General features: G+C 43.3%; 9 protein-coding genes and 3 pseudogenes. 10 read left to right on the top strand and 2 right to left on the bottom strand.

The annotated features are described in order from the left end of the window. Positions 1-489: 489 nt before the first annotated feature. The 8 genes and pseudogenes from ACWNM1_RS17820 (at position 490) to ACWNM1_RS17855 (ending at position 17,066) form a co-directional block, all read left to right on the top strand. Positions 490-1,437 (top strand): annotated as a pseudogene (locus ACWNM1_RS17820) (ABC transporter permease). Positions 1,438-1,450: 13 nt separating this feature from the next. Continuing rightward, on the top strand, positions 1,451-2,320 hold the full coding sequence (locus ACWNM1_RS17825) for a carbohydrate ABC transporter permease (protein ID WP_038589742.1): 870 nt from the start codon (positions 1,451-1,453) through the stop codon (positions 2,318-2,320). Between the two features lie 66 nt (positions 2,321-2,386). After that, on the top strand, positions 2,387-3,973 hold the full coding sequence (locus tag ACWNM1_RS17830; RefSeq protein WP_449601983.1) for an extracellular solute-binding protein: 1,587 nt from the start codon (positions 2,387-2,389) through the stop codon (positions 3,971-3,973). 288 nt (positions 3,974-4,261) lie between these two features. Next, a complete protein-coding gene (locus ACWNM1_RS17835) occupies positions 4,262-6,001 on the top strand; it encodes a sensor histidine kinase (RefSeq protein ID WP_449601985.1) in 1,740 nt (579 codons plus the stop codon). Beyond that, positions 5,998-7,623 (top strand): response regulator, encoded by a 1,626-nt coding sequence (locus ACWNM1_RS17840; protein WP_449601987.1) that lies wholly within the window; start codon positions 5,998-6,000, stop codon positions 7,621-7,623. Before ACWNM1_RS17835 ends, ACWNM1_RS17840 begins: the two co-directional genes overlap by 4 nt. An 84-nt stretch (positions 7,624-7,707) precedes the next feature. Beyond that, a complete protein-coding gene (locus tag ACWNM1_RS17845; protein ID WP_449601989.1) occupies positions 7,708-9,939 on the top strand; it encodes an FAD-dependent oxidoreductase in 2,232 nt (743 codons plus the stop codon). Positions 9,940-9,956: 17 nt separating this feature from the next. Further along, a complete protein-coding gene (locus tag ACWNM1_RS17850) occupies positions 9,957-11,165 on the top strand; it encodes a GDSL-type esterase/lipase family protein (protein WP_449601991.1) in 1,209 nt (402 codons plus the stop codon). A gap of 297 nt (positions 11,166-11,462) precedes the next feature. Continuing rightward, complete coding sequence (locus ACWNM1_RS17855; RefSeq protein ID WP_449601992.1) at positions 11,463-17,066, top strand: golvesin C-terminal-like domain-containing protein; 5,604 nt, start codon at positions 11,463-11,465, stop codon at positions 17,064-17,066. 250 nt (positions 17,067-17,316) lie between these two features. Here ACWNM1_RS17855 and ACWNM1_RS17860 read toward each other — a convergent pair whose 3' ends face one another. Then, positions 17,317-18,030 carry a galactose-binding domain-containing protein gene (locus tag ACWNM1_RS17860; protein ID WP_449601998.1) on the bottom strand — a complete coding sequence of 238 codons (714 nt, stop codon included), beginning with the start codon at positions 18,028-18,030 and terminating at the stop codon, positions 17,317-17,319. Further along, a pseudogene (locus tag ACWNM1_RS17865) lies at positions 18,007-19,155 on the bottom strand (glycosyl hydrolase family 8); the annotation flags it as partial. The gene ACWNM1_RS17860 and the pseudogene ACWNM1_RS17865, both read right to left, overlap by 24 nt. A gap of 1,088 nt (positions 19,156-20,243) precedes the next feature. Between ACWNM1_RS17865 and ACWNM1_RS17870 the strand changes: the two are divergent. Continuing rightward, positions 20,244-21,185 carry a hypothetical protein gene (locus ACWNM1_RS17870; RefSeq protein ID WP_449601994.1) on the top strand — a complete coding sequence of 314 codons (942 nt, stop codon included), beginning with the start codon at positions 20,244-20,246 and terminating at the stop codon, positions 21,183-21,185. A 108-nt stretch (positions 21,186-21,293) separates the two neighbouring features. After that, positions 21,294-25,704 (top strand): annotated as a pseudogene (locus ACWNM1_RS17875) (hypothetical protein); the annotation flags it as partial.

Here is a 25,704-nt window from a genome sequence, read left to right on the forward strand (position 1 = left end):
AGCCTATGTGAACAGGCTGAGTGTGTAAACACGTTGTTACAATCCATTCATCTAATGGAAGAGCTTGCAGCGACGGTTGATGACGTGGTAATTATTATGCATGGAACAATCGTTGCAGATGGAACTTTGGAGAAGTAAAAGGTAACCCTTCCACGCTGGAGGATGCCTTTTTTGCTCATGAATATAGTTTTTAGTAATGGAAAATAAAATACGTGGATGCATTATATAAAAAACATGACTCATTAAATTAAGCCCAATTTTTTCTAGGGCTTTTTTTGTTTGGGACCTCACGATTGTATTTGGTCTATACTCAAACTTTCGAGTCAGAGTTATTGTACGAGCTTTAATACAAGACAATCATGCCTATTGTATTGGAATTATCCAAGGATGTACTTACTTAAAATCTTATAAGAAATTCTTGAAATCACAGAAATTTATTCGGGTAGAGGGATGCTATTATACAAATATAAATAAAGACGAGGTGATGAAATGCAAGCAAAATTGGCAGCGGACGCCATTCCCCTCACCAAAAAGCGGAATTCATGGATAAGAACGATAAAAAAGTATAAAGTGATGTACGCTCTCTTGTTCCCGGCATTAGTTTACTTTGCCGTATTCAAATACATTCCTATGGCGGGAATCATTATTGCTTTTTAAAAATATAACCTAGCATTGGGACTATGGGATAGTCCATGGGTTGGATTTAGAAATTTTACAGATTTTATGAACGGCGTTTATTTCTGGGACATCATGAGAAATACGATAATCATATCGCTGTATAAGCTGTTGTTCGGTTTCTCAGCTCCTATCATACTTGCTTTGCTGCTCAATGAAGTTTATACCCAATGGTTTAAGAAAGTCGTACAAACGATCACTTATTTACCCCACTTTCTATCATGGGTCATTGTTTATGGAATGATGGTGGCATTATTAGCCCCAGGGGATGGTCTTTTTAATATGATTTTGAAGGAAGCTGGAGTTGAACCCATCTCATTCCTAACGGAACCTGCCTGGGGCAGACTGCTGATCATCTTATCTGAAATATGGAAGGATATTGGATGGGGAGCGATATTGTATCTTGCAGCATTAGCAGGAATCGATCCAAGCTTATATGAAGCGGCTAGAATTGATGGCGCTTCCAAATGGAGACAGCTATGGCATGTGACACTTCCCGGCATTCGAGGCGTGATGATTCTGATGCTGATCCTTAAATTAAGCCATATTCTGGATGCTGGTTTTGACCAAATATTCATGTTTGCCAACAGCTTTAATCAGGAGAAGATCGACATTATCGACACATGGGTATACCGTGAAGGGCTCGAGCGACTTAAGATTGGCTTGGCTACTGCTGTGGGATTGTTTAAAGCGGTCATCGGATTTGTTTTAGTGTTGGCAGCGAATAAGCTCGCCAAAAAATTCGATGGGCAAATTTGGTGAGGTGGTTATCAATATGATCAATTTGACAATCGGAGAAAAAGTCTGGCAAGCTGTCGTTTATTTTATTCTTATTTTACTAGCTCTACTGTGCTTACTACCCTTTCTATATGTAGTTGCTGTTTCAGTGACGCCAGAATCGGAAGTGTTAAGAAGAGGAATTGTTATTATACCAGAATCCTTTACCTTTCTAGCCTATAAAGAAGTATTCATTTCACATGGTATCGGGCAGGCGTATAAAATTACATTGTTTCGAACGATAGTAGGTACTGCTCTCAATGTGTTCTTTACGGTAATAGCGGCATATCCGTTATCCAAAAAATATTTGCCGGGTCGAAGCCCATTTTTACTATTCATTGTCTTTACCATGATGTTTGGAGGAGGATTAATTCCGACTTATTTACTAGTCCGCTCTCTGGGATTGCTAAACAGTCCGTGGGTATTGATTATTCCACATCTCATTAGTGCATTTAATCTGGTGATCATTAAAGGCTTTTTCGAGCAATTGCCTGCTGAAATCGAGGAATCAGCGAGGGTAGACGGTGCAAGTGAGCTTCAGTCTTTATGGCGGATCATTTTACCCTTGTCCTTGCCCGTCCTTTCCACAATTTCCTTATTTTACGCAGTCGGGCATTGGAACAGTTACTTCGATGCTATTGTTTATATCAATGATTCCAACTTAATGCCGCTTCAAGTGATCTTGCGCAACATCCTGCTTAACGTCGCAACCCAAAGTGCTGATTCGCTTGCCAATACCGGAGCTGTTAGTACGTTCGCTATACAAATGGCAGCAGTTGTAGTGACTACAGTTCCGATTTTGATCGTTTACCCATTTATGCAAAAGCATTTTACCAAAGGTGTACTCTTGGGATCGGTTAAAGGTTAAAAAGAAATTCCAACCTGAGTTGTTACGGGGAAACCGTGATAATATAGAAGCAAAGGAGAGGTCATTATGCAACGTAAAGCGATTACATTTGCTATTCTGACAGCAATGGTCGGTATGGGAGCGGTATTGTCAGGATGTGGGGACAAAAAAGAGGTTACATCGTCAGCTACGGGTAATTCACAAGGCCAGTCTAGTCCCTTTGAAAAAAAATTGAAAATTTCGATGTTTAACCAAGGCACTTTCAATGCTGCTGCTCCAATTCCTCCCCGTGAAGAAGATATCCAACGCCAAATGTTGGAGAAAGCAGTAAATATCGACTTGGAAATGATGATTCCTCAATCAGGTCAAGCAACGACTAAATTAAATACGCTCATTGCTGGAGGAGATATTCCAGATTTGATTTTCTTGAAGAGCCGGGCTGATCTTGCGCAATATTATGACCAAGGCGTTCTTGCGGATTTGACACCGTATCTGGATCAATTTCCTGAATTACAGAAACGTTTTAGCAAAGACTCCTGGGAGGCGATGTCCTATCAAGGAAAAACCATCGGGGTTCCAGGTTATGATAATGTAAATGGTATCAGTCGAAGCTTCTTCATTCGCAATGATTGGCTGAAAAAGCTGAATATGGAAGTGCCAACGACACCTGACGAGTTATTCGAAGTTATGAAAGCCTTTACAGAGAAAGACCCGGACGGTAATGGCAAAAACGATACTTACGGATTCATAGGCGGCATGAATAAAGAAGGCAATCTGCAAACCTACGGCTTCGATAGTTTGATGTGGATGTTTGGCGTCAATCCTCCATCAGCCATTGATGTGAAAGACAATGAACCGGTGTTCCTGTATACCGACCCAAAAATGAAAGAGGCGCTCGCTTATATCAATAAAATGATGGAAGCCAAAGTTGTAGATCCAGACTGGGTGACAATGAATACTCCCGATTTGCTCGACCAAAAGTTATTTAAGGGTAAAGTTGGCTTCATGATAAGAGATGCACGTAGGCTAGAACCGGATTATCAGCAGAAAATGAAAGAAATCAGTGGAGAGGTGCCGGAATGGATCGTCATTCCTCCAATGATAGGTCCTTATGGTGATCAAATTGTAGAGAGAAAATCGTTCCAAGGCAATTCATGGGCCATATCCAAGAAAGCGGATAAGGACAAAATCATTCGGATCTTGTCCATGCTGAATTATCTCTTTACGGACAAAGAAGCATATCCGAATTTTGCATACGGAATTAAAGGAATTCATTGGGATTTAGTGGACGGCAAGATCAAGAATAAAACCTCCGAATTATCGAAGGAAATGAAAGAAAAGTACCTATGGGTTGACCATTATAGAATGCCGCGTCGTGGTGATGATGCTGAGTACTTCAGCTTCCAGAATCCTAAGACGGCAGAAGCTTTTGAGAACAATCAGAAATACGTGGCGCCTACTTTGCCCGGGAATTTATTGACTGAAGACCCGAACGATACATTGGCAGCTGACCGTCAACGTTTCATTAATGAAAGTTTGGTCAAATTTATGACCGGCAAAGATCCTCTTTCTAACTGGGAGAATTTCCTCAATACGTTGGATACCAAGTTTGACATGCAGAAATATAAGGACACAGTAATCAAGCAATTTAAAGAAGCGGGCTTAATTAAGTAAATCAAGTAGAAACGGCTTCGCCGTCCTTTTAAAGGACGGTACCGTTTCAGCGAGATAGATAAGGAATATTTATACGCGAAGCATATAAATTCTTATTTTTTAAACAAAGAGAGAGGCTATAAATAGCCCCTCTCTTTATTGAAATATAAGAAAGTATAAGTTTTACTTTATACTTTATCCTTCTATTTTTCGAAGAAACGCTTATCGTCCTTAAAAAGGACGCCGAAGGCGTTTCTTCTTATCATATGCTATTATTTGTTTAATACAGATTTAAAAGGAAGATGATAGATGCGAAGAAGAGTCAGCTTGCCTTTAAAATTATTTTTTATCGTGTTTGCATTTGTATTAAGCTGCATAATCTTGATAAGTCAATTGTCTTACCACTATGTCCAAAAGGAAATAAGAAAAACTGACATTTATTACACCAACCAAATACTAGACAAGGTAGATCAGTATTTCACAGTTAATTTTTCCTCCTTTCAGACGATCCTGTTCTCGGTCGAAACATCGGTGAAAGCCAACATTGACAATACAGAAGTGATTAAAAAGCAATTAAGAGAGCTGTATGAACTCAACAGTAATTACGTCAGTAATATTTATTTGATCAAAAGCGATTTATCCATTCTAGGCGGGAGTACACCTACCCGAATATTCGATGAACCTTTAGCTGAAAGAGAACCTTTGTTTGATGCGGCTGACAAGAACAGAAGGACTACATTTGTCAGTGATCCTTACAAATCTAAATATTCCGGCTGGACCGTTACGATGGTTCGATATCTGAACAGTGCTCCGTTTCCTATGGCCATTGCGGTAGATTTGGATCTAAATGCCATTGAAGAAACCTTGTTCAAGATCAATAAAAAAGAACAAATGGATTTGGCTCTAATCACCGCATCGGGAAAAATCATTGCCGGATTTTCGGAAAATAAAGGACCCATGAATATTCAAGATCATACTTTTTCAATCGGTGAAACATCAGCGGAACAAATTCTGGATACTACAGAAACAAGCCTTCAACTACATACCAAGGATGGTATTCCAGTCTCCCTTCTGAAAAAACCGACTGAGAAATTCAACTGGACCATCATCTCGATCAACGATGAATCACGCTTGAAAGCTGCTTTGTCCAGATTGGAAACCTATTATATCGGGCTTCTAGCTGCAGGTCTTCTTCTAAGTCTGTTCATTTCCTTTTTTATTGCCAAATATATAAGGACCCCTCTCTATGCGCTCAAAACAAAAATGAAGCGGGTGGAGCAAGGCCTCCTCACAACTACAATATCGATTAACCGAAACGATGAGTTTGGAGATCTCTCCCGAGCATTCGATCGTATGCTGCAACAAATTGTGGAACTGATACGGGGAGCAGAGCTACATAATGAACTTGAGCGGAAGCTGGAAATCCAAGTGCTTCAGTCTCAAATAAACCCTCATTTTCTGTATAACACGCTTGGTTCTATCAGCAATGTCATACGACTTGGACAAATAGAGAAAGTAGATGTGGTGATCGAGTCTCTCATTTCAATATTGGAATATGGGATAGCTGATGCTTCGGAGAAGGTATCACTGCGTCAGGAATTGCAAAATGTATCGGACTATATCGCGATCCAGAACATCCGCTATAACAGGAACTTCCACTTGATTGAAAATATCGAAGCAGATTTAATCGATTTCCCAGTTTTTCGAATGCTGCTGCAGCCCCTTGTGGAGAATAGTATCTTCCATGGTTATAACGGAGGGGGGATCGAAGGCCCTATTACTATTCATGCGTACAGGGAGGGCGGCATCGTCATCATAGAAGTAGTTGATCTAGGCGAGGGAATTCCAACTGATAAAATAAAGCATATTTTGATTTCAGAACCGAGTGATGTGGAAGTAAAAAGGAAAAGAATCGGGTTAAATAATATTCATGACCGAATCAGACTTCACTACGGAGAAGAGTTCGGGCTCCAAATCCTAAGTATACCTAAGGAAATAACCCGTGTTCAAGCCTTATTCCCAGCAGGCTCGTTTAAAGGAGATGCATGATGGTGAGAGACTACACCTGCTTCATTGTTGACGATGAAGATCTAATCATTCAGAGATTGGAATTGTTTTTTAACGAGCTCTCCCATAGGGATAAGCGATTTCATTTAGTGGGAAAAGCGAATAATGGGCTGAATGGGATAGAGGAGATCGTAAAGCTTAAGCCGGATATCGTGATATCTGATATCGTTATGCCGCGAATGGATGGAATTTCCATGATTGAGCAGCTAAAACCAAAGCTTCCCCATACCCAATACATTCTTTTGACCGCCTATTCATCCTTTGAATACGCCCAGAGAGCTATTCAAGCCAACGTATTGGAGTACATTGTTAAGGTTCCGCTCAGAGAAGCAGATTTAGATCGCGCTTTAGATAAGGCAGCCGGAATTTTAAATGAGGTTAAGAAAAAAGAAGCGGAATTTCAATCGTTAAACGTATCCGTACTTGAAAATAAATATAGAGTCCGCAAGCAATTTTTTAACGAGCTTATCAGAGGCGAAATTCCTTCTCATCGGGCATCGGATTTTGCCAATCGCATGCAATTCCATTTCTTTCAAGCCAACTACTGCTGCTTCATTGTTGAAATGAATCTGTATGAAAGTTTTCGAAACGATTATTCAGCTTCTGATCAAAACATCTTGAAATATGCGATTACGAATATAATCGAAGAAACTGTGGTGAACGGTGGCAGAGGTGTAGCTGCGGATCTATCCGATAATCGTTTTATTGGCTTTCTTTCCTGGGAAAATAATCGCAGCGATATGGACACGGAATATGCTTGCCATTCATTGGGTAGTCAGATCGTCTCCCATTTACATCAATATTTGAATCAAAGGGTATCCGTAGCTTTTGGAGGCCCGCACCGAGGCTGGGAATCCATCAAACAAGCTTACATGGAAGCTAATAACGTGAGTGAAGATTTCTATTATCATGAAGAGAAAGTAGTCAAAACACCCATGCATCGGTTCCATTACCGTAATGACAAAAAGGAGGACTTTCAGCTGAAACTGGCTGATTTTCTCACATGGATACAAAGAAAAGTTTCCAAGGAAGCGCTGGAGAAAGAACTCTCTGCTTTAAACCAATTTGTGACAGATTATAAAATTCATAAGTCCATCATGGCACCTATGCTTCAAGGCTTGTACAGAGACATAACTGCGAAATTTAAATCGGGGAACTCGTTGACCACGGATGCATCAGAGTTTCCCATAAAATTCATGACATTTCGGGAGCAGCTTGCCTATATTGGCGACTTCACATTCGAATATGTACACGCTGGCCAACTTTTACATCGTATAGAAATTATGAGTGCTATGCGGTTTATAGAGAAAAACCTGAAACAGAGATTAACGCTCGAGGCGATTGCCGAGGAAGTGAATTTAGCTCCATCTTATTTTAGCAGCTTATTCAAAAAAACAATGAACGAGGGCGTTATCAGCTACATCAACCGCAAAAAAATTCACTTAGCTCTCGAGCTGTTAAATGTTCAGGATTATTCTTTATTGGAATTGTGTGAGGAAGTAGGAATTGTGAATGAAGGTTATTTTTGTAAACTATTTAAAGAATATACGGGTGATACGCCTAAGCAATATCGGATAAAAATGACACGGTATGAATCCAAATAAGGTTGCAAAAAATGTATAAATTTCTCGCGAAATCATGTAAAAAAAAGAGCATCAAAAGGCTTACCATGATAGAAGGATCTAATCATGGAGGTTATCAAAATGGAGCTTATTAAAGCAGATGTAACCATCGTAGGCGGAGGTATTGCTGGGATATGCGCTGCCATTGCTGCCGCACGCCAAGGGCTGCAGGTTTCACTTATTAATGATCGGCCGGTTCTTGGAGGAAATGCGAGCAGCGAGGTCCGGGTTCATATCAACGGGTCAGCATATCTCGGAAACAGTCCATCCTATTATGCACGCGAGGGCGGATTGGTGGAAGAACTCAAGTTGAAGATTTTTCACTATAATCCGTTATACAACAAGAAGCTTATGCTTTCGCTTTCGGATACGGTCTTGCTCGACATGGTTTATGCTGAGCCTAACATTTCTCTATTTCTAAATACATGCGTGCATGAAACGGGCATGGAGAACGGCAGAATTAAATGGGTGGAAGGCCTTCAATTGGCTTCCGAAAGAAAATTTCGTTTCGAAAGCCGAACCTACATCGATTGCTCCGGAGATGGAGTTGTTGGATATCAAGCTGGCGCTCTCTTCCGCTGGGGTAGAGAAGCCAAGCATGAATACAAGGAAGAATTGGCTCCTGAAGTGGCGGACCATTACACCATGGGCGATACGATCCTGTTTCAAGCCCGTGACGTAGAATATTTCGTTCCATTCAAAAGGCCTGGCTTTGCGTATGATATTACGAAGTTGGCTTTTTTTGATAGTATCAGAAAAGGCTTAAACCATCGGGCTTTACCAAGAAAAATCAATGGGCTTGGCGGATTGTGGTGGCTAGAATATGGTGGACATATGGATATTATCAAGAATAATGAAGACATCGCATTGGAACTGCGGAAATTGGTGTACGGGATTTGGGATTATATCAAAAATAGCGGCGAATTTGATGATGTTGACAATCTCATCTTGGATTATGTATGCCCGATTCCTGGAAAGCGGGAGTCAAGGCGGTTCATAGGGGACCACATGTTGTCTCAGAACGATCTTACAGCAAAGCCGCATTTCGAAGATGCTGTATCCGTTGGTGGATGGTATATGGATTTACATGCGAATAAGGGCATCTACGATGAGGGGCCAGCTACAGCATGGAATTTCGTTCCAGGATTGTACAATATCCCATTCCGCAGTTTATATTCACGAAATATTCCTAATCTCATGTTTGCTGGTCGTAACATAAGTGCTACTCATGTGGCTTTCGGATCTACTAGGGTAATGGCAACCTGCGGTTGTATGGGCCAGGCGGTTGGAACGGCTGCTTCGTTATGCTTGAAATATGATATAGACCCCGCAGCCATAATCGAATCTCATACGGAGGAGCTGCAGGCGCTGCTGCTTCGAGATGGCCAAACGATTGTAGGGCTTCAAGAGGAATTGAATCCTTACTTCGCGGACGGATTAACTATTCGTGCCTCGTCTCAGCGCAGCTATGATAATCTTCATCCAACCGAACAGATTTCCTTGGAGAAAGGGTTATGTTTGGCTTTGCCGATTCAGACATCCGTGGCTGAAAGTGTACGGATCAAAATTAAAAATAGGTCCGTGCATTCGGAAACTTTGCATGTGAAGCTGTTTGGCGGGGAACGGAAGGAAAATTACATTCCCACCAGCGAGTTGAAAGATTACCGCTTGGTTATTGCAGCCGGTCATGACGACTGGATTACGCTAAACTTGGGCTGCAAGAAACCGGCTGACGACAAAATCTACATCGTATTGGAAGGTACGGCGAGCCTTGCCGTCTACGGCAATGAAGAAAAAATAACAGGAGCGGTCAGCTTCCATTATAGACCGGAAGAGCCGTCCAGGCTGAAGAAATTCAATAAGAGCATTTGCTTCAAGGATCTGTTACCGTCCCAGAGTATGTATAATCCCGAGAATGTCGTCAACGGCTTCTCCAGACCTTATGGTCTACCGAACGGCTGGATTTCTGAACGTACGGAAGAACAGGAATGGTTGGAATTCTGTTTTGCAAGCCCCAAAAATGTTGACGAAATCCATCTTGTTTTCAATTCACAGTTGGATTTGGAGCATTTCAACGACCCGATCGAGTCCCTTATCCAAGATTATGATTTGACCTTGACCTTAGAAGACGGAACCGAGAGGACAATCATAACTCGTGGGAATTATCTCACGTTGAATAAACATAAGGTGGATGCGAAACGTGTAACCCGAATCCAGATTAATTTCTGCGAAACGTATGGTTCGCCTTATTTTGAAGTGTTTGCTGTAAAATTGTTTGCTCCTAAAATTGATAAATGAGGTCAGGTGAAGTCACGATGAAGGAATTATTCCCTCGTAATGGGCTCCCCAATATAATTCAGAAATTGGAAAATGGGGATACCGTAACAATCGTCTATTTCGGCGGCAGTAATACTCGTTCTGAAGGCTACAGGGTCATGACAGCGGATTGGCTTCGTGAGAAATATCCTAAGGCGGATATCCGCTCTGTGAATGCAGGCATTAATGGGACAGGATCGGATTTGGGTTGTGCCCGTTTGGAGACAGATGTACTGCGTCATCGGCCTGATCTAGTATTTGTTGAATTTGTCGGTAACGATGGCGGAGATCCCGAATCCAAGGCACGAATTGAAGGGATTGTCCGTCAGATCCGCAAGCGGAGCCGGTTTACCGATATCCTGTTCGTTTATACACTGAAGGAGCGGGATGTGGCCTTATTTCAGTCTGGGGAATACCAGAAGGGGGCCCTTATGCAAGAGGAAGTGGCCGACTATTATGGTATTCCTTCGATTCATCTGGGCGTAGCGGTCAGTCACTTGGTGTCGGAGGGAAAACTCGTTTTTACCTCAAGGGAAGACGTGTCCATTTCTGGAGCCGTTGTTTTTACGCATGATTCGATCCATCCGACTATCCCCGAAGGACACCAGATTTACACGGATACGATCACCCGGTCATTTGAGGCAATTATCGAACTCAGAGGTCATCAGGGAAGGTTAGTACATCACTTACCTCAGAATCCGTTGGTTCCGGCTAATCCTTGGGAGTATGCGACCATGCTGTCACTTGATAGTCTTACTACTTTTTCCGCAGGATGGTCTTACATGACGCCCGATGATTTTGCTTTAGTGCGCGAGTACAATTGGTTGTTCCCCGGCCTATGGCGAGCAGTCGATCCTGGAGAGGCTATTACGGTGCAGTTCGAGGGCACCCATATCGGGTTATTCGATATCGGGGGGCCTGATTCTGGCAGATTGAAGGTGTCGGTGGATGGTGGGGAACCCTTTATTGTCGATCGATTCACACTATACAACGATCATAATCGTAATCAGTATGTATTCTTGCCGGAGCTCCCGAATGGGAAACATACGGTGCGCTTCGAAGTCGATACCGAAAAGACAGACAAAGCGGCTGTATTTGAGGCATGCGGCAATGAACGAAGTATTGAGCATGTTCGGCAGCATCCAGATTGGTATGATCAAACGGTGATCCAGCTTGGGAAGTTGTTATTGGTGCAGCCGCCATTATAATTAATCATTAGGTTTTGTCCAATTGGAAGACCTACATCATAACTGACTGCAGTTGAGCGGGCAGGTATGATGTAGGTCTCTTTTTTAAAGGACGACAAAGTCATTTCTTCTTGCTTAAAATCTTATAAGAAATTCTTAAAATCAAAGAAATTTCACAGTTCTGTAACATGCTATGATAAAACTTACAGAGCGGTCTTAGCCAGAAGGATAAGGCTAATTGCTTCTTTACGATCTTCGAACAAAGGAGGGAAACATTATTTTGAAAGCGTTATCAACACAAGGGAGGCTGTGAGTTGTATGATAAAAAGGAAGCTGTTTTTCTTAATCGTTTTCATCATGACGATATTAGTTCCTTTTAGCCTAGTCGGAATAAGGACCGCTTACGCGGAGCCCTTACCGTATAAGACGATTATCATCGATGACGGGAGCATCACGATCAATGATGTTGTGACACCTGATGTGGGTAACGAGAACAACGGATATTCATCTCCGAATTGGACCACAAGTACAGGGGTGAAGGGATATGATAACTCCAGTTCTAAATATACGAGTACAGCAGGCAGAGCGATATCCTGGAATCCACGATTGGAAGCGGGAACGGCGAAAATTTCGTTATACAAACTTAACTGGGAAGATAAAGCTGATAGCAATGTAAAAATTGAAATCGTCCACAATGGAACGACGGATGTTCTCTATATGGATTTGCGGCCTTCATTTGGTGCTCCTGCGGGATGGGTTGATTTGGGAGAGTACTATTTTTCCGGAGTTGGTAAAGAATTCGTTAGATTAACTCGGTCTACCAGCACAACCAGCACGATAATTACGCGAGCAGATGCGGTCAAGTTCGAAGGGAATATTCAGCAAAAAGAGCCGCATAAGACGATTATCATTGATGATGGAAGCATCACGATTGATGATGTCGTCACCACTGATGTAGATAACGCAAATAACGGGTTCTCCGCTCCTTATTGGACTACAAGTACGGGAGTGAAGGGATATAATAATTCCAGTTCCAAATTTACCGATGCAGTAGGAAGAAGCATCACATGGAATCCGCGATTGGAAGCAGGGACGGCGAAAATTTCATTCAACAAGCTTGATTGGGCGGATAAAGCAGACAGTAATGTTAAAATTGAAATTGTTCACAATGGGATTACGGATGTCATGTTTATGGATCTGAGGCCCTCGTCGGGCCCATCGGCCGGATGGGTTGATTTGGGGTCCTATTATTTCAGTGGTGATGATAGCGAATTTGTCAGACTGACTCGAACGCAACCTACGACCGGAAAGATCATTACGCGGGCCGATGCGGTCAAGTTTGAAGGGAATATCCGGCAGCAAGCTCCGCCGTTGCCTCCGCTGCGTAGCCGTACATTGGCGAATCTCAGTTACACGGAAAAAGGCAGCATCGAGAATGCCAACTACAAAGTAACCTTCTATGAAGCAGCATGGGATGGTGGCAAATCCATTGTTCGTGATATGTTCTACAAGGACACAGATACGGGGAATTGGGTGCCTGTCAATAATGTGGCGGAAAGACTTGAAGAGCAATGGGTCTTATTGGATGGGAATGCGGGGAGTCTAACCAATTACTACGATACGATGAACAAACGCTGGATTACATTCGACAAGATTGATTTCCCTGACAGCCACACGGCGATATTAACCGATTCTTCACATGGAAGCGATTACGATTTACAAGTGAACTGGTCCATGTCAGGGGACAAACCTGATGTTTCCTTCGCTTTTACACCCCGCCGGGATGGCAATTACGTGATCGGCTATCAGTCTTTCACTACAGAGCAGATCTCTGGCGTCAATGAAGTATTAAATGGTTTCAGGTCACACGCCAAAATGGTAGGTTCGGTGGAATCAACAAGCTTAAGGGAGCTAAGCGCTCCAATGAGTCTGGTTGAAAAGAATGACGGTTCGGGCAATCCATTGACGTATGGGGTATTTGTACCTTCGGATGAGCTTCCGGTTGAATTTGAACCGACGGGAGGTGTTACGAAACAAAGGCTTGGCATGAGCCTTGTCAACAACGAAGGCAGCGTACAGCCAATCTTGTATGCTCCTCAATTAGGGACTTATTCGCAAATGGCCGCAGAAAGCACTTATCAATTTCATATGGGACTAATCGCTCAAAAAAGCAATTTGTATGAGTCCTACGCGGATATTCTTCGCAATGAGTACAGTTATTCCGCATACCGGGAAAATGTATCAGATCAGTCGCTTACTGACGCGATGTTCAATATGATCGATTTACTTAAGATAGAGCCGCAAGGGGATGACTCTGTTGATTATGTCCCGTCACCCAGCGGTTGGTGGAGCCGTGCCAAGGGCTTTATTGACATCGAAAACGAGGATAGTGTTCGAACAAGCTCGAATGCGGTTCTTTTGGGGGCTTACTATTTGACTGGGGATGACCAGCTTTACGATACGAGAGCATTGCCGTCCGTCCAGTATGGCTTATCGCGAAATGGTATAGGTTGGTCGCCGACGCAGAAGCCAGTATACGGTGTGCCGTCGTTATGGAAAATGGCAACCTTGCCGTTTGATTTTTCAAGCGTAGTCGCTGTCAATCAGATGATGGGGACTACGGCAGGAATTGGAGCGCTGGCACAGGAAGAGTACCTCGTGCGTGATCCTGACCAGAAAGACCGGGGTCCGGTCATTCAGCCCCTGATGATGTATCGTATGACGGGAGATGCGCAGTATTTACAGGCTGCCAAGGATGCAGCCGACAGCTATATCATGCAGCATATTGATACGCCTGCATCCGTAAATGTGAGTAAAAATGAGTTCATTTATTATTATAGCAAGCTGTGGATGGAGATCTTGGAGCTTTACGAGGAAACTCAGGAACCCAAATACTTGAATGCTGCTTATAAAGAAGCCAAACGGTATGCAACTATGTTTGTTGCTCGTCCGGTTCCTGAAGGTGCCGTTACGATTCCGCAGCCTGAGACGTATAATTACGCGGAGTCGTTCCATTGGCCGGAAAGTGGTAAATATCAATATCCTCGGATCAAGCTCCCAGAAGATGTAGCCGGAGGCGTACAAGCGGATAGTTGGCTTGTCTCTCCCAATGGATTGACGTTTGAAGCGGGAAGTACAACTGGCTATTATCGGATGAATGCTCAGGAAGCTCCATTCATGCAGAGATTGTCGCTCTATACAGGCGATAAATTGCTACAGGATATTGCGCATAATGCAGTCATCGGACGATATTCGAGCTATCCAGGCTATTACTATAAGGGCTTCGCCGTTAGTCAACTTGAACCAGAGTTTCCTCTGGAAGGCCCAAGCGGGGCTACATCCATCTATTATCACCATATACCGGGACAGCTCGGGCAAACGATGGATTATCTGATCAGCGAACAATCGTTGAAATCGAATGGAAATATTACATTTCCTTCTGTATTTGAAACTAATTTTTTATGGTTCAAATATCACCTCTATGGAAATAAACCAGGGGATTTTTACGGTAATTCCGACGTTTGGCTCTGGATGCCCAAGGGGATTATCAAGACCAACCATCCTCAATTGAACTGGATAACGGGAGAGAGTGGGAATAAATTCTACATCGGGTTAAGCAACGAATCGTCAGCTGAAGTCCAGACTCCGATCGAATTGAATGCGCAAATCATTGGGTTCAACCCGGCACAAGATTATACCGTAACCATCATCCGCGACAATGGCACACCAGAGCAAGCGGTTATGAGTGGCGGAATCATTCAAGCCACGGTTTCAAGCAAGGGAATAACCGCTATCATTGTGGAAGGACTCAACATTGAAGTGCCGCTGCACCAGGTCAGAACTACTGATACATCGGATGCAAGCTATTTCTTCGATATCCACAGTCCAATAGATGCGGTTAAAGGCATGCTGATCGTCAAGCCCGACGAAACGGCCTACGATGCTTATGTGCAGGCAAAAACGACGAAACCAGCGACGATCCATTATTCCTTGGATGGCGGGGCTACGTATACAACCATTCCAGATAAGATCTATCCGATGGAATGGTCGATACGGGTAAACGATTTATCCCAAACCTTCACTTATTATGTGGAATCGGACGGGAAACAGACTCGCAAGCGGACTCTCTATCTGCCTGATCAGGTAACCGAAACTCCAGTTCAACCGGATTGGCAGGAGGGTTCATCTATCATTGTGGATAATACGGAGGCAGAGACAGAAGGCGTCTGGATACGGGATACAACGGCTAACGACTATTACTATGATAACTATGTGTATGCCAAATCGACTGCCGGTACAGCGACAAGTAGAATTAAATGGCGACCTGAGCTGCCGGAAAGTGTTACTTACAGTGTGTACTATAAGCTTCCGCAAATAACCGCTGTTAGTGAAAATTGGGCAACGAATGCCTCATTTACCGTTTATTATAGCGGAGGCTCCGATTCGGTTACCGTAGATGAGACAGCGGCCAATGGGACTTGGGTGTACCTGGGTGCTTATCCTTTTGCAGCAGGCGATAGTGGGTACGTGGAATTAACCAATAAGACCAATAAGTCACGGGTAGTTGCCGATGCGATGATGTGGGTGGATCCGAACAAGATGTCGCAATTGGAGTCTGCGGTGATCCTGTCGGATCGGAACGAACTGCAGATGACTCAAACCGTACAACTAAGCGTAACCGGCTATTTGGATAACGGTCTGATTGCTGATTTATCACAGGCAAATGTGCAGTATTTCGTTGATCGAACCGATCTGGCTGAAGTGGACAGTAGCGGTTTGTTGACCCTTCTAAGTCTCGACGGGGAAAAGGATCACATTGAAGTATGGGCCACTGTAACGATTGACGGGGTGACCTTAACAACACCGCCTTTGACAATTGCGATCAGGGAATTAACGGTTATTGTCGACAGCACAAATACGACTGGGTTGTACACGACAGAAGGGTCTTGGAGCCAAAGCAATTTAGCCGGATACAAAATTGGTGTGAAATCCCGTTACTCTACCGTTCAAGGATCATCCGCGACGTGGAAAGGACAGTTTCCAGAGGGGAAATATACGGTCTCCATCTACAAGCTCGTCCATACGACGGCAAATGATAATTATGTCAAAGTGGAAGTGAAGCATCAGTCGGTTACCGAAGTCACGTATATCGATGCAACCGTTGGCTCGTCGGGTTGGGTTAATCTAGGAACGTTCGACTTTACTGGAGACGGCAGCGAGTATGTTCGTTTAACAAGGGTTACTCCGACAACGGTAGATCCGCCAACTCTACCTGCTGATATGATTTATACGAGGGCTGATGCAGTCAAGTTCGAACGGCATTCCAGTCTGCCGTTGCTTGCAAATGGGGTGCCAGGTAAACCGACACTATCGAATAATAGCGGTGTTGCGACAGGCTTACATGATGGCAATTATGAGGTTACGATGAATATGTGGTGGGGAAACAATGGCACATTGTATAAGTTGTACGAGAATGACCAATTGATCCAAACGAAGTCACTCGCGGATGTTTCGCCAGCTGCCCAGACTTCCATTATTCCTATTCAAGGAAAGCCGAATGGAACCTATGTGTATACATGTGAGTTATCGAATTTGTATGGAACGACTTCATGTGATCCACACACCGTGACCGTGACTGATGCCAAGCCCGGCAAACCTGTTTTGTCTAGTGACAACTGGGATCAAGATGGGAACTATAACATTACTGCTAATATGTGGTGGGGCACGAACGCAACACAGTATCGATTATATGAAAATGGCGAACTTATTGAAACGCAATCTTTATCTTCACAAACACCAAGTGCTCAATCGGCCACTACACAAATTTCAGGGAAATCTCCTGGCATCTATCAATATCGCTGTGAGTTTATGAATGGAAGTGGAACAACGGAAAGTAATACTATACAGATTATTGTAAAATAAACTTATGAGCTGAGTGGATGAGAACGATCCATTCGGCTTTTTTATTTCCTGGAATTTAGTATTGTATAATGAAAAATGCTTGTAACTCAATACTATGAATTGATGGAGGGGCTCTTATTTTCCTATATTCGAAGTGAGTCCAATATGGCTGCGCATCCAGTGGAAATACGGTTTGTAGAACTAGAACCGTCGCTGGCCTAAGCAAAAGTAAAAAATTCTGACGGATTCTTATCCGCCAGAATTTGTTCAATTAAGTGCCGTAAACCTCGAAATCGAATATCGAATATCCGTATACGGTCCCTCTAGCAGTACACAGTACTCTGACGTAACGGCCGCTACTTGCGGTAAATGTAATATCGTCAATAGAACCGTCACCGGTCGTTGTTACATAAGCATCCGTCCATGTTGTTGCGTCGTTAGACACCTGAACTTTGTAGCCTTTAGCGTATGCGTCTTCCCAATTCAACTTGACGCGGTTTACGCTTTGGGTTGCGCCCAGATCGACGTAAATCCATTCATTGTTGCTTCCTTCCACGCTCGCCCAACGGGTAGTAGAGTTCCCGTCAGTTGCCTTGGAAGCTTCAAATCCCGCACCTTCGATAGAGCTGGCTACCGCTGTCTTGCCTAGCGCAAGGTTGGTGCTGACAGGAGTTGAACTTGTAGTTGCTGTTGCGGTATTGCTGTTAGCAGACAGGTTGCCTGCGGCGTCGACAGCTTTCACCGAATAGCTATAAGCTGTCGATGCGGTAAGTCCGGTATCGCTGAAGGATGTGTCTGTAGGTGCTCCTACTTCCACGCCGCCACGGAATACCCGATAGCCGGTTACTCCGACATTATCAGTGGAGGGAGTCCAACTCAGATTGATTTGGCTGCTTGAAGCTGCTGTTGCAATCAGATTCGTTGGATCCGAGGGAGCTTGTGTATCCGCAGCACTGTAGGTAGGTTTCCACCAGTTACCTGAGATGAACAGCAGATTCAGCATGTTAAAGGAGTCGCTGTAGTAACTTTCCTTTTTGCTCTTCATCCAGTCCCAACCTGCATTGACCCAAGCTTGATGCGTGCTGGTAGTCGTCGCTGCGGAAATGAAAGGCGCTACGAATACCGCTGTTGCATAAGTACCGCGATTTGAGCCGTTCAGTTGGTAACCGTCCTTCACATTGCTCGGATTATTGCCTGTTTTTCCTTTGATCCATACCACCATTTTATTGGCAATATCTTTACCGCGGGTATCTCCATACAAGGCGTAATCCATTACGATACGAAGCGGTACACGGCTTGCATTGTAGTTGTATTCATTTGTTTCAGGGAACTCTTCCAAATAGTTTTTGGGGGCCGGCTTAGGCGGGTTGCCTACCACAAAGTCCGATATCAGACCAGTGCTAGACGAATAAGCTGCTGTAAATTGGCTGTATACGTTATACAGATTGTTGATGACATCTAGCCAAGTTGAATCTCCAGTTACTTCATTGAAAGCCCTGAGATGGCTGAGCATCCAGTCGGAGGGACGCGTATTCAAGGCGCTCTTCGTATCCCAGTCACCAAGGTTCAGCCTGTTGTTAGTTGTCACATTGCTAAGTTTAATAGCGCCAATCATCTTTTTGGCTTCAGCCAAATAATTGATCGTTCCGGACGAGCCCCATTGGCGATCGGCTAGAATAAGGGAGTACGCGATATCGAGGTCCCCGTCTGTTGCCGAACCGAAGTGCCCTTGAGCCCCAGTACTATCTGCTACAACCCATCCCATCAGGTTCGGGTTGTTAGAGCTCTTAAACGTTCTAGCCGTTTTGAACAAACCGTCATAGATTGATCTGGCATTCGTATCGTAACCAGCCATAAGTACGGTAATGACCATACCGTATCCTTGGCCTTCTGATGTGCCGAGCGGATCAAAGCCGTCCGCTTCACCAGTAATATCTCCTTTTACATAGTACCCTCCAGGTAGCGAGGTCAAGTTGTTTTTAAGATAAGTTGCCTTCCAGTAGTCATAGTAGGAAGCTACAGAACTGTTCAACGAGGATTGACTGACGTGGTTTGGTTTAATGATACCCGGATAGCTGACTTGTTGAGGAAACGGTTTCAATTCACCCGCTCCGTGAGCTTTCGGTTGAAGCGGTGCAGGGGCGGCTAATGTCGCTAGAAGCATAACCGCCGAAAGCATGACAAGTAACATCACTTTCATTGTGCCTGAGGTCGATTTCAATGAGTACACAAAAATTCCTCCTTAAGTGATGGTTAGTTTAATTAACGTCAATGAATCTTACTTCCCTATATACTGATCTTCAAAGTAAAACGCTTAACATTAAGCACTATTCATATCATATAAGTTTAAGCGCTTTAACTTTAGGGTGGAGTGACATGTTCCTTATGCTGAAGAGATTTGAAGATACGCGCTTCAATAGGGATTTATCGCATCCTCAACGTCACTTTTATCACTTTCACTGTGTCTGAGGTGATTTCATGAGTATTCAAAAATTCCTCCTTAAGTGATGGTTAGTTTAATTAACGTCAATGAATCCTCCTTCCCTTTAGACTTATCTCCAAAGTAAAACGCTTAACAATAAGTGTTATTCAAGTCTTAAAGTTTAAGCGCTTTAACTTTAGGGCAGAAGTGACATTTTACTTATATGCTGAAGAGATTTGAAGATACGCGCTTCAACAGGGAATCATCGCATCTTCAACGTCACTTTTCACCTACACGCTACAAATTACTAGCCAAACAGCATTACTTATTCACAAATGTATCACAACTATTTTCGCCGTGTCTAGGTATTTTTAATTAAATTTAAAAATTAATGTTCACAAAATAAAAGCGTTTACACCAAACGAGGTTCATTAAATAACTCCTGTTGCTATATTGAATTTAAGATCACCCAAAATTAAATTTAAACGTTAATATCTAATGGCTTCGTCCATTGTTTTCATATGGCGAAGCTATTAGTGTTTTTGGGGAATATAACGGCCGGATCCCCTAGCACACACAATTGCGAAAAGGACTGTTATTTATAAGTCAAATTTGTTCTAATCCAGTCTAAATAAGCGCTTACATCAGGGGGCAGCTAAACTTACAATTATGTTTAACCATTTAAATTTGGGAACTTCTTCTACAACGGTGACGAATTTCACTGTCATAGGCTTTCTTGCAAAGCTAGGTTGAATATTTGAAAGGGGGGGGGCGTCATGGGAATTACTAGACGAAAAGCAACCGTGATTATCTTGTTTACCACTCTGATTGTTCTTGCTTTACTCGTGTTGAGTTTAACTAACAAAAAGGCGGAGCTACCTGAAGATTGGATATTTACAGTAGATGGATACGCCGTAACAGAGGAAGAATTTCAATTTTATGTCAAGGAGCATAGAGCTATAACGGCAGACTATTTCTTCAGAACTTATGGGGTCCAAGTAGATGAGGGCTTCTGGACACGTCAATACGGAGAAAATCATGAAACCCCAACTGAATACGCCAAAAAATCTGCAATGACTGCATTGCTAAAGAACAAGCAGGAGCAATTTATTGCAGATGAGCGGGGGATCGCCCCTTACAAAAGCTTTGATGAGCTAAAATCCGACATGGAAGATGAAAATGTTAAGCGAGCTAAGATGGATGATTCAGAAGGGACTTACTATGGATTGCCTCAGTTTGATTTAAATCAATACATGCAATATTTAAGTGGCGCCCGTTGGCCGGATTTGGTAGAAACGCAGGTTAAAAAAACGAAAATGAGCGAAGCAGAGTTGCAAGTTGAGTATGCATCAAAAAGTGCGGAATATGTTCATGTTGCAAATGAATTGACGGCTGCGTTAGCGACAGCGGGACAGGCCAAGGAAGAGAAAGTGCTAAACCGTTTGGATATATCCAAAGAAGAAACCGAGTCTCTTAAGTTCTGGGAGTCTTTAGCTGCTGCTTCTGTAGGTGAGACAGTAATCGGTAAATATATGGGCGAGGATGTCGTTGCAACATTAACCACAAAACCGGAAATCACCAAGCTTAAACTGGAAGAAGTGAAAGATTCCATTCTATACGGATCGGCGGAGTCTGACTTGCGAGCGTTAATTGCAAATACGAATAAGTTGAAGATTGTATATAACGGTGATCGATTCAGTGAATTAGTAGTGAACTAGAATAGTTATACTTTTAAGTTTATAAAAATCTATGTCTATTGAGACTTCCATAGATGCAGATTTTTTATAATGATTAATTTATTAATTTCAAAGGGAGGAAGTTTTTGGATGATACGATCGAAATGGATGCAAAAAGCTTTGTCGATGATTACGGCAACTTCGTTGGTGTTCCCTGGTCTGTTCGGCTTGGCGCCTTCATCTGAAGTGTCAGCTGCGGGAGGGGGCGAATCTTTTGACTCTGTTGTACTAGAATTGACACAAGCGGCAGGTCAGGCAGGCAGGGTGAATCTTACCTATAAAGGTTCGCCTTTAAGCAGTCTCGTGAAAGGACCGGTTATTGACGAGGTTAATTATGATTCTAGCAATGCGAATCTTTTAACTGTTAATAATCAGGGGAACATTACTTTAGCTAGCGGTTATACATTTGCGTTGCCAGGTGCTCCGGGCATCCCGGTGACAATCACGGCCGCGGCGAGTTATTACCATGACTCAGATGTATTATTCATGGACGATTTCGAGAACAACAACGGTCCAATGACATCAACTGGCAAATTAGGTTCGTCATACACGCTTTCCGATGCTCAGTCCCGTTCTGGAATGAAAGCGATTACACCTTCAAGTGATACGAATAATGAAAATGTAGCCCAAGACGTGGCATTGCCGACAGGTAGCAATTATAAGATGACGGCATGGTATTTTGACCCGTATCCTGATGAGGAGAAGACAGCGACGGATAGAACACAATTTGCTATTGTAGATGGCAAAAATGCCACCTTTGCCGGGACATTCTATCAAAGTTCAGAGGCTGATGTTATTCATAACCCGACTAGATATACTTGGGCATATGCACCATCATCAGCGGGTACAGCAGGCAACCGTTGGAAAGATAGCGGGGCTTTACGTTCCACAGGCTGGCATAAATTCGAGTGGCTCATTACACCGAATGGTGCGACTTTACAAATAGACGGAACATTAATATCTGATTCAGCGCAAAGTAATATTTACAAAGCTATGAAGAGCGGTACAACCATTCAGCCTAAAATAGCTGGAGGATGGAACAACCAGTCAGGTAACAAAGCTTATATTAAAAATAAACATCTAATCGACGATTTTTATGTTGTTAAAGATGTGGCTACAACAACAGGAACCAGAACATTAACGTTGAATTTGGTACCTCCCGGTGGATTTCCAAATTTAGAAATAATCACTCAGCCAACAGCAGCAAAAGTAAAACAAGGTGAGACAGCAACATTTAGCGTTGCGGCATCAGCCGCTGCTTCAGCATATCAATGGTATGTATCTGACGAGGAGTCTGGCTTGAACGGGACAAAAGTCAGCGGAGCTGATAAGGCGCAATTAACGCTTCCCAATGTGGACTCAGCTTTACAACAAGGCAATTTCTATTATTGCGAAGTGTCTTCGGCAGACGGAATTGTGGTGAAATCCAATGCTATACCGTTGTTGATAACCACCAATACACAGGTGAATGCACCAATTAACCCGACGCTTGACTCGGACACGGGCATTTATAGTGGCGCTTCCAATTACGGCGACACCCTTATAACACTGTTCAAAGACGGTGGACCTGTTGGTTATTATTTATCGAAAAATGGAGGACCCGACCAGCCTAACAATCATGAAAGGCATCATGTTCTGCCCTATGCAAGGGCACTTGGAGTGGGCAACTACACTGTTACAGCCACTGTCATTAATAATGCGGGGGACATCAGTGAAGAAGTTGCAGCATCCGGAATATTAAAGATTGAGAAATTGCCTGTACCGGTAAATGTTAGATGGAACGGCACATACGCTACATGGGACCGCGTCGCCAACGCATCTGCCTATTCGGTTCAACTCTTCAGTAATGGAGTGGCTAAAGGAAGCCCGATTGCAGCAACAAGCAATGATGCGGCTTTGTCCCCGACATTAAATGATACATTTAAAATAAAAGCAAACGGCAATGCAACGTCACGATTCTTGGACTCTGATGAATCAGGAGAGAGTGCACAATATTCAGCCAACATTGCACTAATTCGCCAGAGTGATACTTTACGGGCAGGAGATAGAACACGGTTAATCGTTGACACTGCTGATGTGTTCGTTGCTGATAACATTAGCTTCAGCCCGGCAGATCAAGACAAGGATAAGATTGAAGTTGATGATACTGGATTCGTAACGGTTAAGAAAGGTTATGTTCCGACAGGGAACGAAGAGATCACTGTTCAAGTGAGCGTTGATTACTTCAATAAGGCTGACACTATGTTTTACGATGGATTTGAAGGGGAGAAGAAATTTTCAAATGGTGTGAACGGATATGTTCACAGCGATGTGATGTCCCGTACCGGAGGAAAAGCCGCAACATCAAGCGGCGCCGGTCAGGTGTCTACTGTTCCTGGTACCTATAATTACGCCCCTGCAACCGGTAAGACAACAATCGTTACTGCTTGGTACTATGATGATGGCAGAGCGGCTTCCAATGACCACGCTGTCTTTGGCTTAACCCCATCATCCAATGAACATATCGCAATAAATTATGGAAATGGAGATGGCGATTGGGCCGCAAATCTGACCAATTACGCAGTCAGACCCGGTTCATCCGGGAGATTCTATCCTGTAGATATCAAGCGAAGCGAAGGCTGGCATAAATTCCAATGGTTCGTTACATCAACGGGAACAACCTATAAAATCGATGGACAAGACATTCAAAGGCAATCAACAGATGGCGGCATTTTTGATACCCTAGTTAAGAACAATATTTCCAAGATTGATGCATTGCAGCTTGCTACGAACTGGGGCAACAAGGCTGGAACGATTAAGGATATACAGAACAGGCACTTTATCGATGACGTATATGTTATCGATAGTGGAATAACAGCCCAAACCGGAACATCTTCTATTACGCTAAAGCTCATGCCCAAAGAGTATAGCCACTTGGAAGACAGCACATATGTTATTGGTCTGGACGACTATAATATCACCGTAAATCCTGATTTAGCAGATCTAGCTGGCGTGGAGATCAGCGCTGTAACACTGCAGCGGGATGTGGATTATAAGGTTAGCGGTAATGTATTGAAAATTAACAAAGAATCATTCGCAAGAAATAATATCGTGCCAGGAAAATATACCGTTAGACTGGATCTGTATCCTGCCGAAATCACATTCGAGTTGAACATTCTACCACTTGAAGTCCGTGATTATTATTTCTCCAACAACGGTGACGATCAAGCAGATGGACGCACACCGGCTACGGCATGGAAATCAATCTCCAAGATTAATGAATATGTATTTATGCCAGGTTCAACCATTTATCTGGACGCGAATAGCGTATGGAACGAACAAATCAGACTGCGCGGTAATGGTGAGGAAGGAAATCCGATTACGCTTACAAAATATAATACGACCGACCCCAACCAACGCCCGATAATTAATGGTGGAGGAACAGCATCAAGCCCATCAGGCATTTCCTTAAACGGTACAATTGAGTTATATGACGTTAACTATTGGGTAGTCAGTGGAATTGAAGTAACGAACATCGGCAATAAAGCAGGGGACGGCCGTTCCGGTATCGCTGTAATGTCACGGATTTCCAAGCTGGGACAAGGTCAGTTTAATATTCAAGATTATGCTGATGCTCGTATGCAAGGAATCGTCATTCGAGATAACTACGTTCATGATGTAAATGGGCTGCACCAAGCAAATGGAGCAAGTAAGGTATCCGGCGGCATCATTATTAATGGTTATGTAGATATATTGGTTGAAGGTAATAAAACCCTTCGCTGCGATAACGAAGGTATTCGCAATAATGCCTACGGGCCAAGCAATCCAGGGACGAATAACACAGGCATTACTTGGAGTAACTCAAGCTATCCTTGGGCATCAAACGCTGTGTTTAGAAACAACTGGATTTCTAGTTCGGTTGGAGATGGCATTGTCATGTCCGGTGGGAACAACTCCCTTGTGGAACGAAATGTGGTCACAGACAGCGGATACAGCTATTTAAGTGATAAGAGCGGTAACCTGGTTACGAACTGGGGGCCAAATAATACAACGCCAACATATCTAGGTTCGCAAAACTATGCGGCAGCGTGGATTATGGCAAGTAAAGGCACGATCTTCCGCTATAATGAAGCCTTGGACAACCCTTATCATGCAAGTAATGACGGTATGGCATGGGACATTGACAACTATTGTCAGGACAATGTGTATGAATACAATTACAGCCGAAATAACTATGGCGGTTGGTACTTACAGATGAATGCTGCCAAGGGCAATATCGTTCGCTATAACATTAGCGTGAACGACGGTCGCAGCCCGGATTTTAACAAGAGCTTTAACAGTCTTATATTACTTGCGGGAGGGTCTTCAACGAGCGAGGAATTAAGCGGATTATACTATAACAATGTTATCGTCACACCATTGAAGAATAGCAGTTCGTTAGTATTTGATCCGACGGCCTCCAACTTGCATATTTATTTCCAAAATAATATTTTTGCCTACACTGGGGCAAATAACCAGGTTG

It is taken from the genome of Paenibacillus sp. Marseille-Q9583, assembly GCF_976954365.1.

Coding starts and splice junctions, on each gene's coding strand:
- ACWNM1_RS17825 (WP_038589742.1), top strand. CDS start 1,451: ATGATCAATTTGACAATCGGAGAAAAAGTCTGGCAAGCTGTCGTTTAT.
- ACWNM1_RS17830 (WP_449601983.1), top strand. CDS start 2,387: ATGCAACGTAAAGCGATTACATTTGCTATTCTGACAGCAATGGTCGGT.
- ACWNM1_RS17835 (WP_449601985.1), top strand. CDS start 4,262: ATGCGAAGAAGAGTCAGCTTGCCTTTAAAATTATTTTTTATCGTGTTT.
- ACWNM1_RS17840 (WP_449601987.1), top strand. CDS start 5,998: ATGATGGTGAGAGACTACACCTGCTTCATTGTTGACGATGAAGATCTA.
- ACWNM1_RS17845 (WP_449601989.1), top strand. CDS start 7,708: ATGGAGGTTATCAAAATGGAGCTTATTAAAGCAGATGTAACCATCGTA.
- ACWNM1_RS17850 (WP_449601991.1), top strand. CDS start 9,957: ATGAAGGAATTATTCCCTCGTAATGGGCTCCCCAATATAATTCAGAAA.
- ACWNM1_RS17855 (WP_449601992.1), top strand. CDS start 11,463: ATGATAAAAAGGAAGCTGTTTTTCTTAATCGTTTTCATCATGACGATA.
- ACWNM1_RS17870 (WP_449601994.1), top strand. CDS start 20,244: ATGGGAATTACTAGACGAAAAGCAACCGTGATTATCTTGTTTACCACT.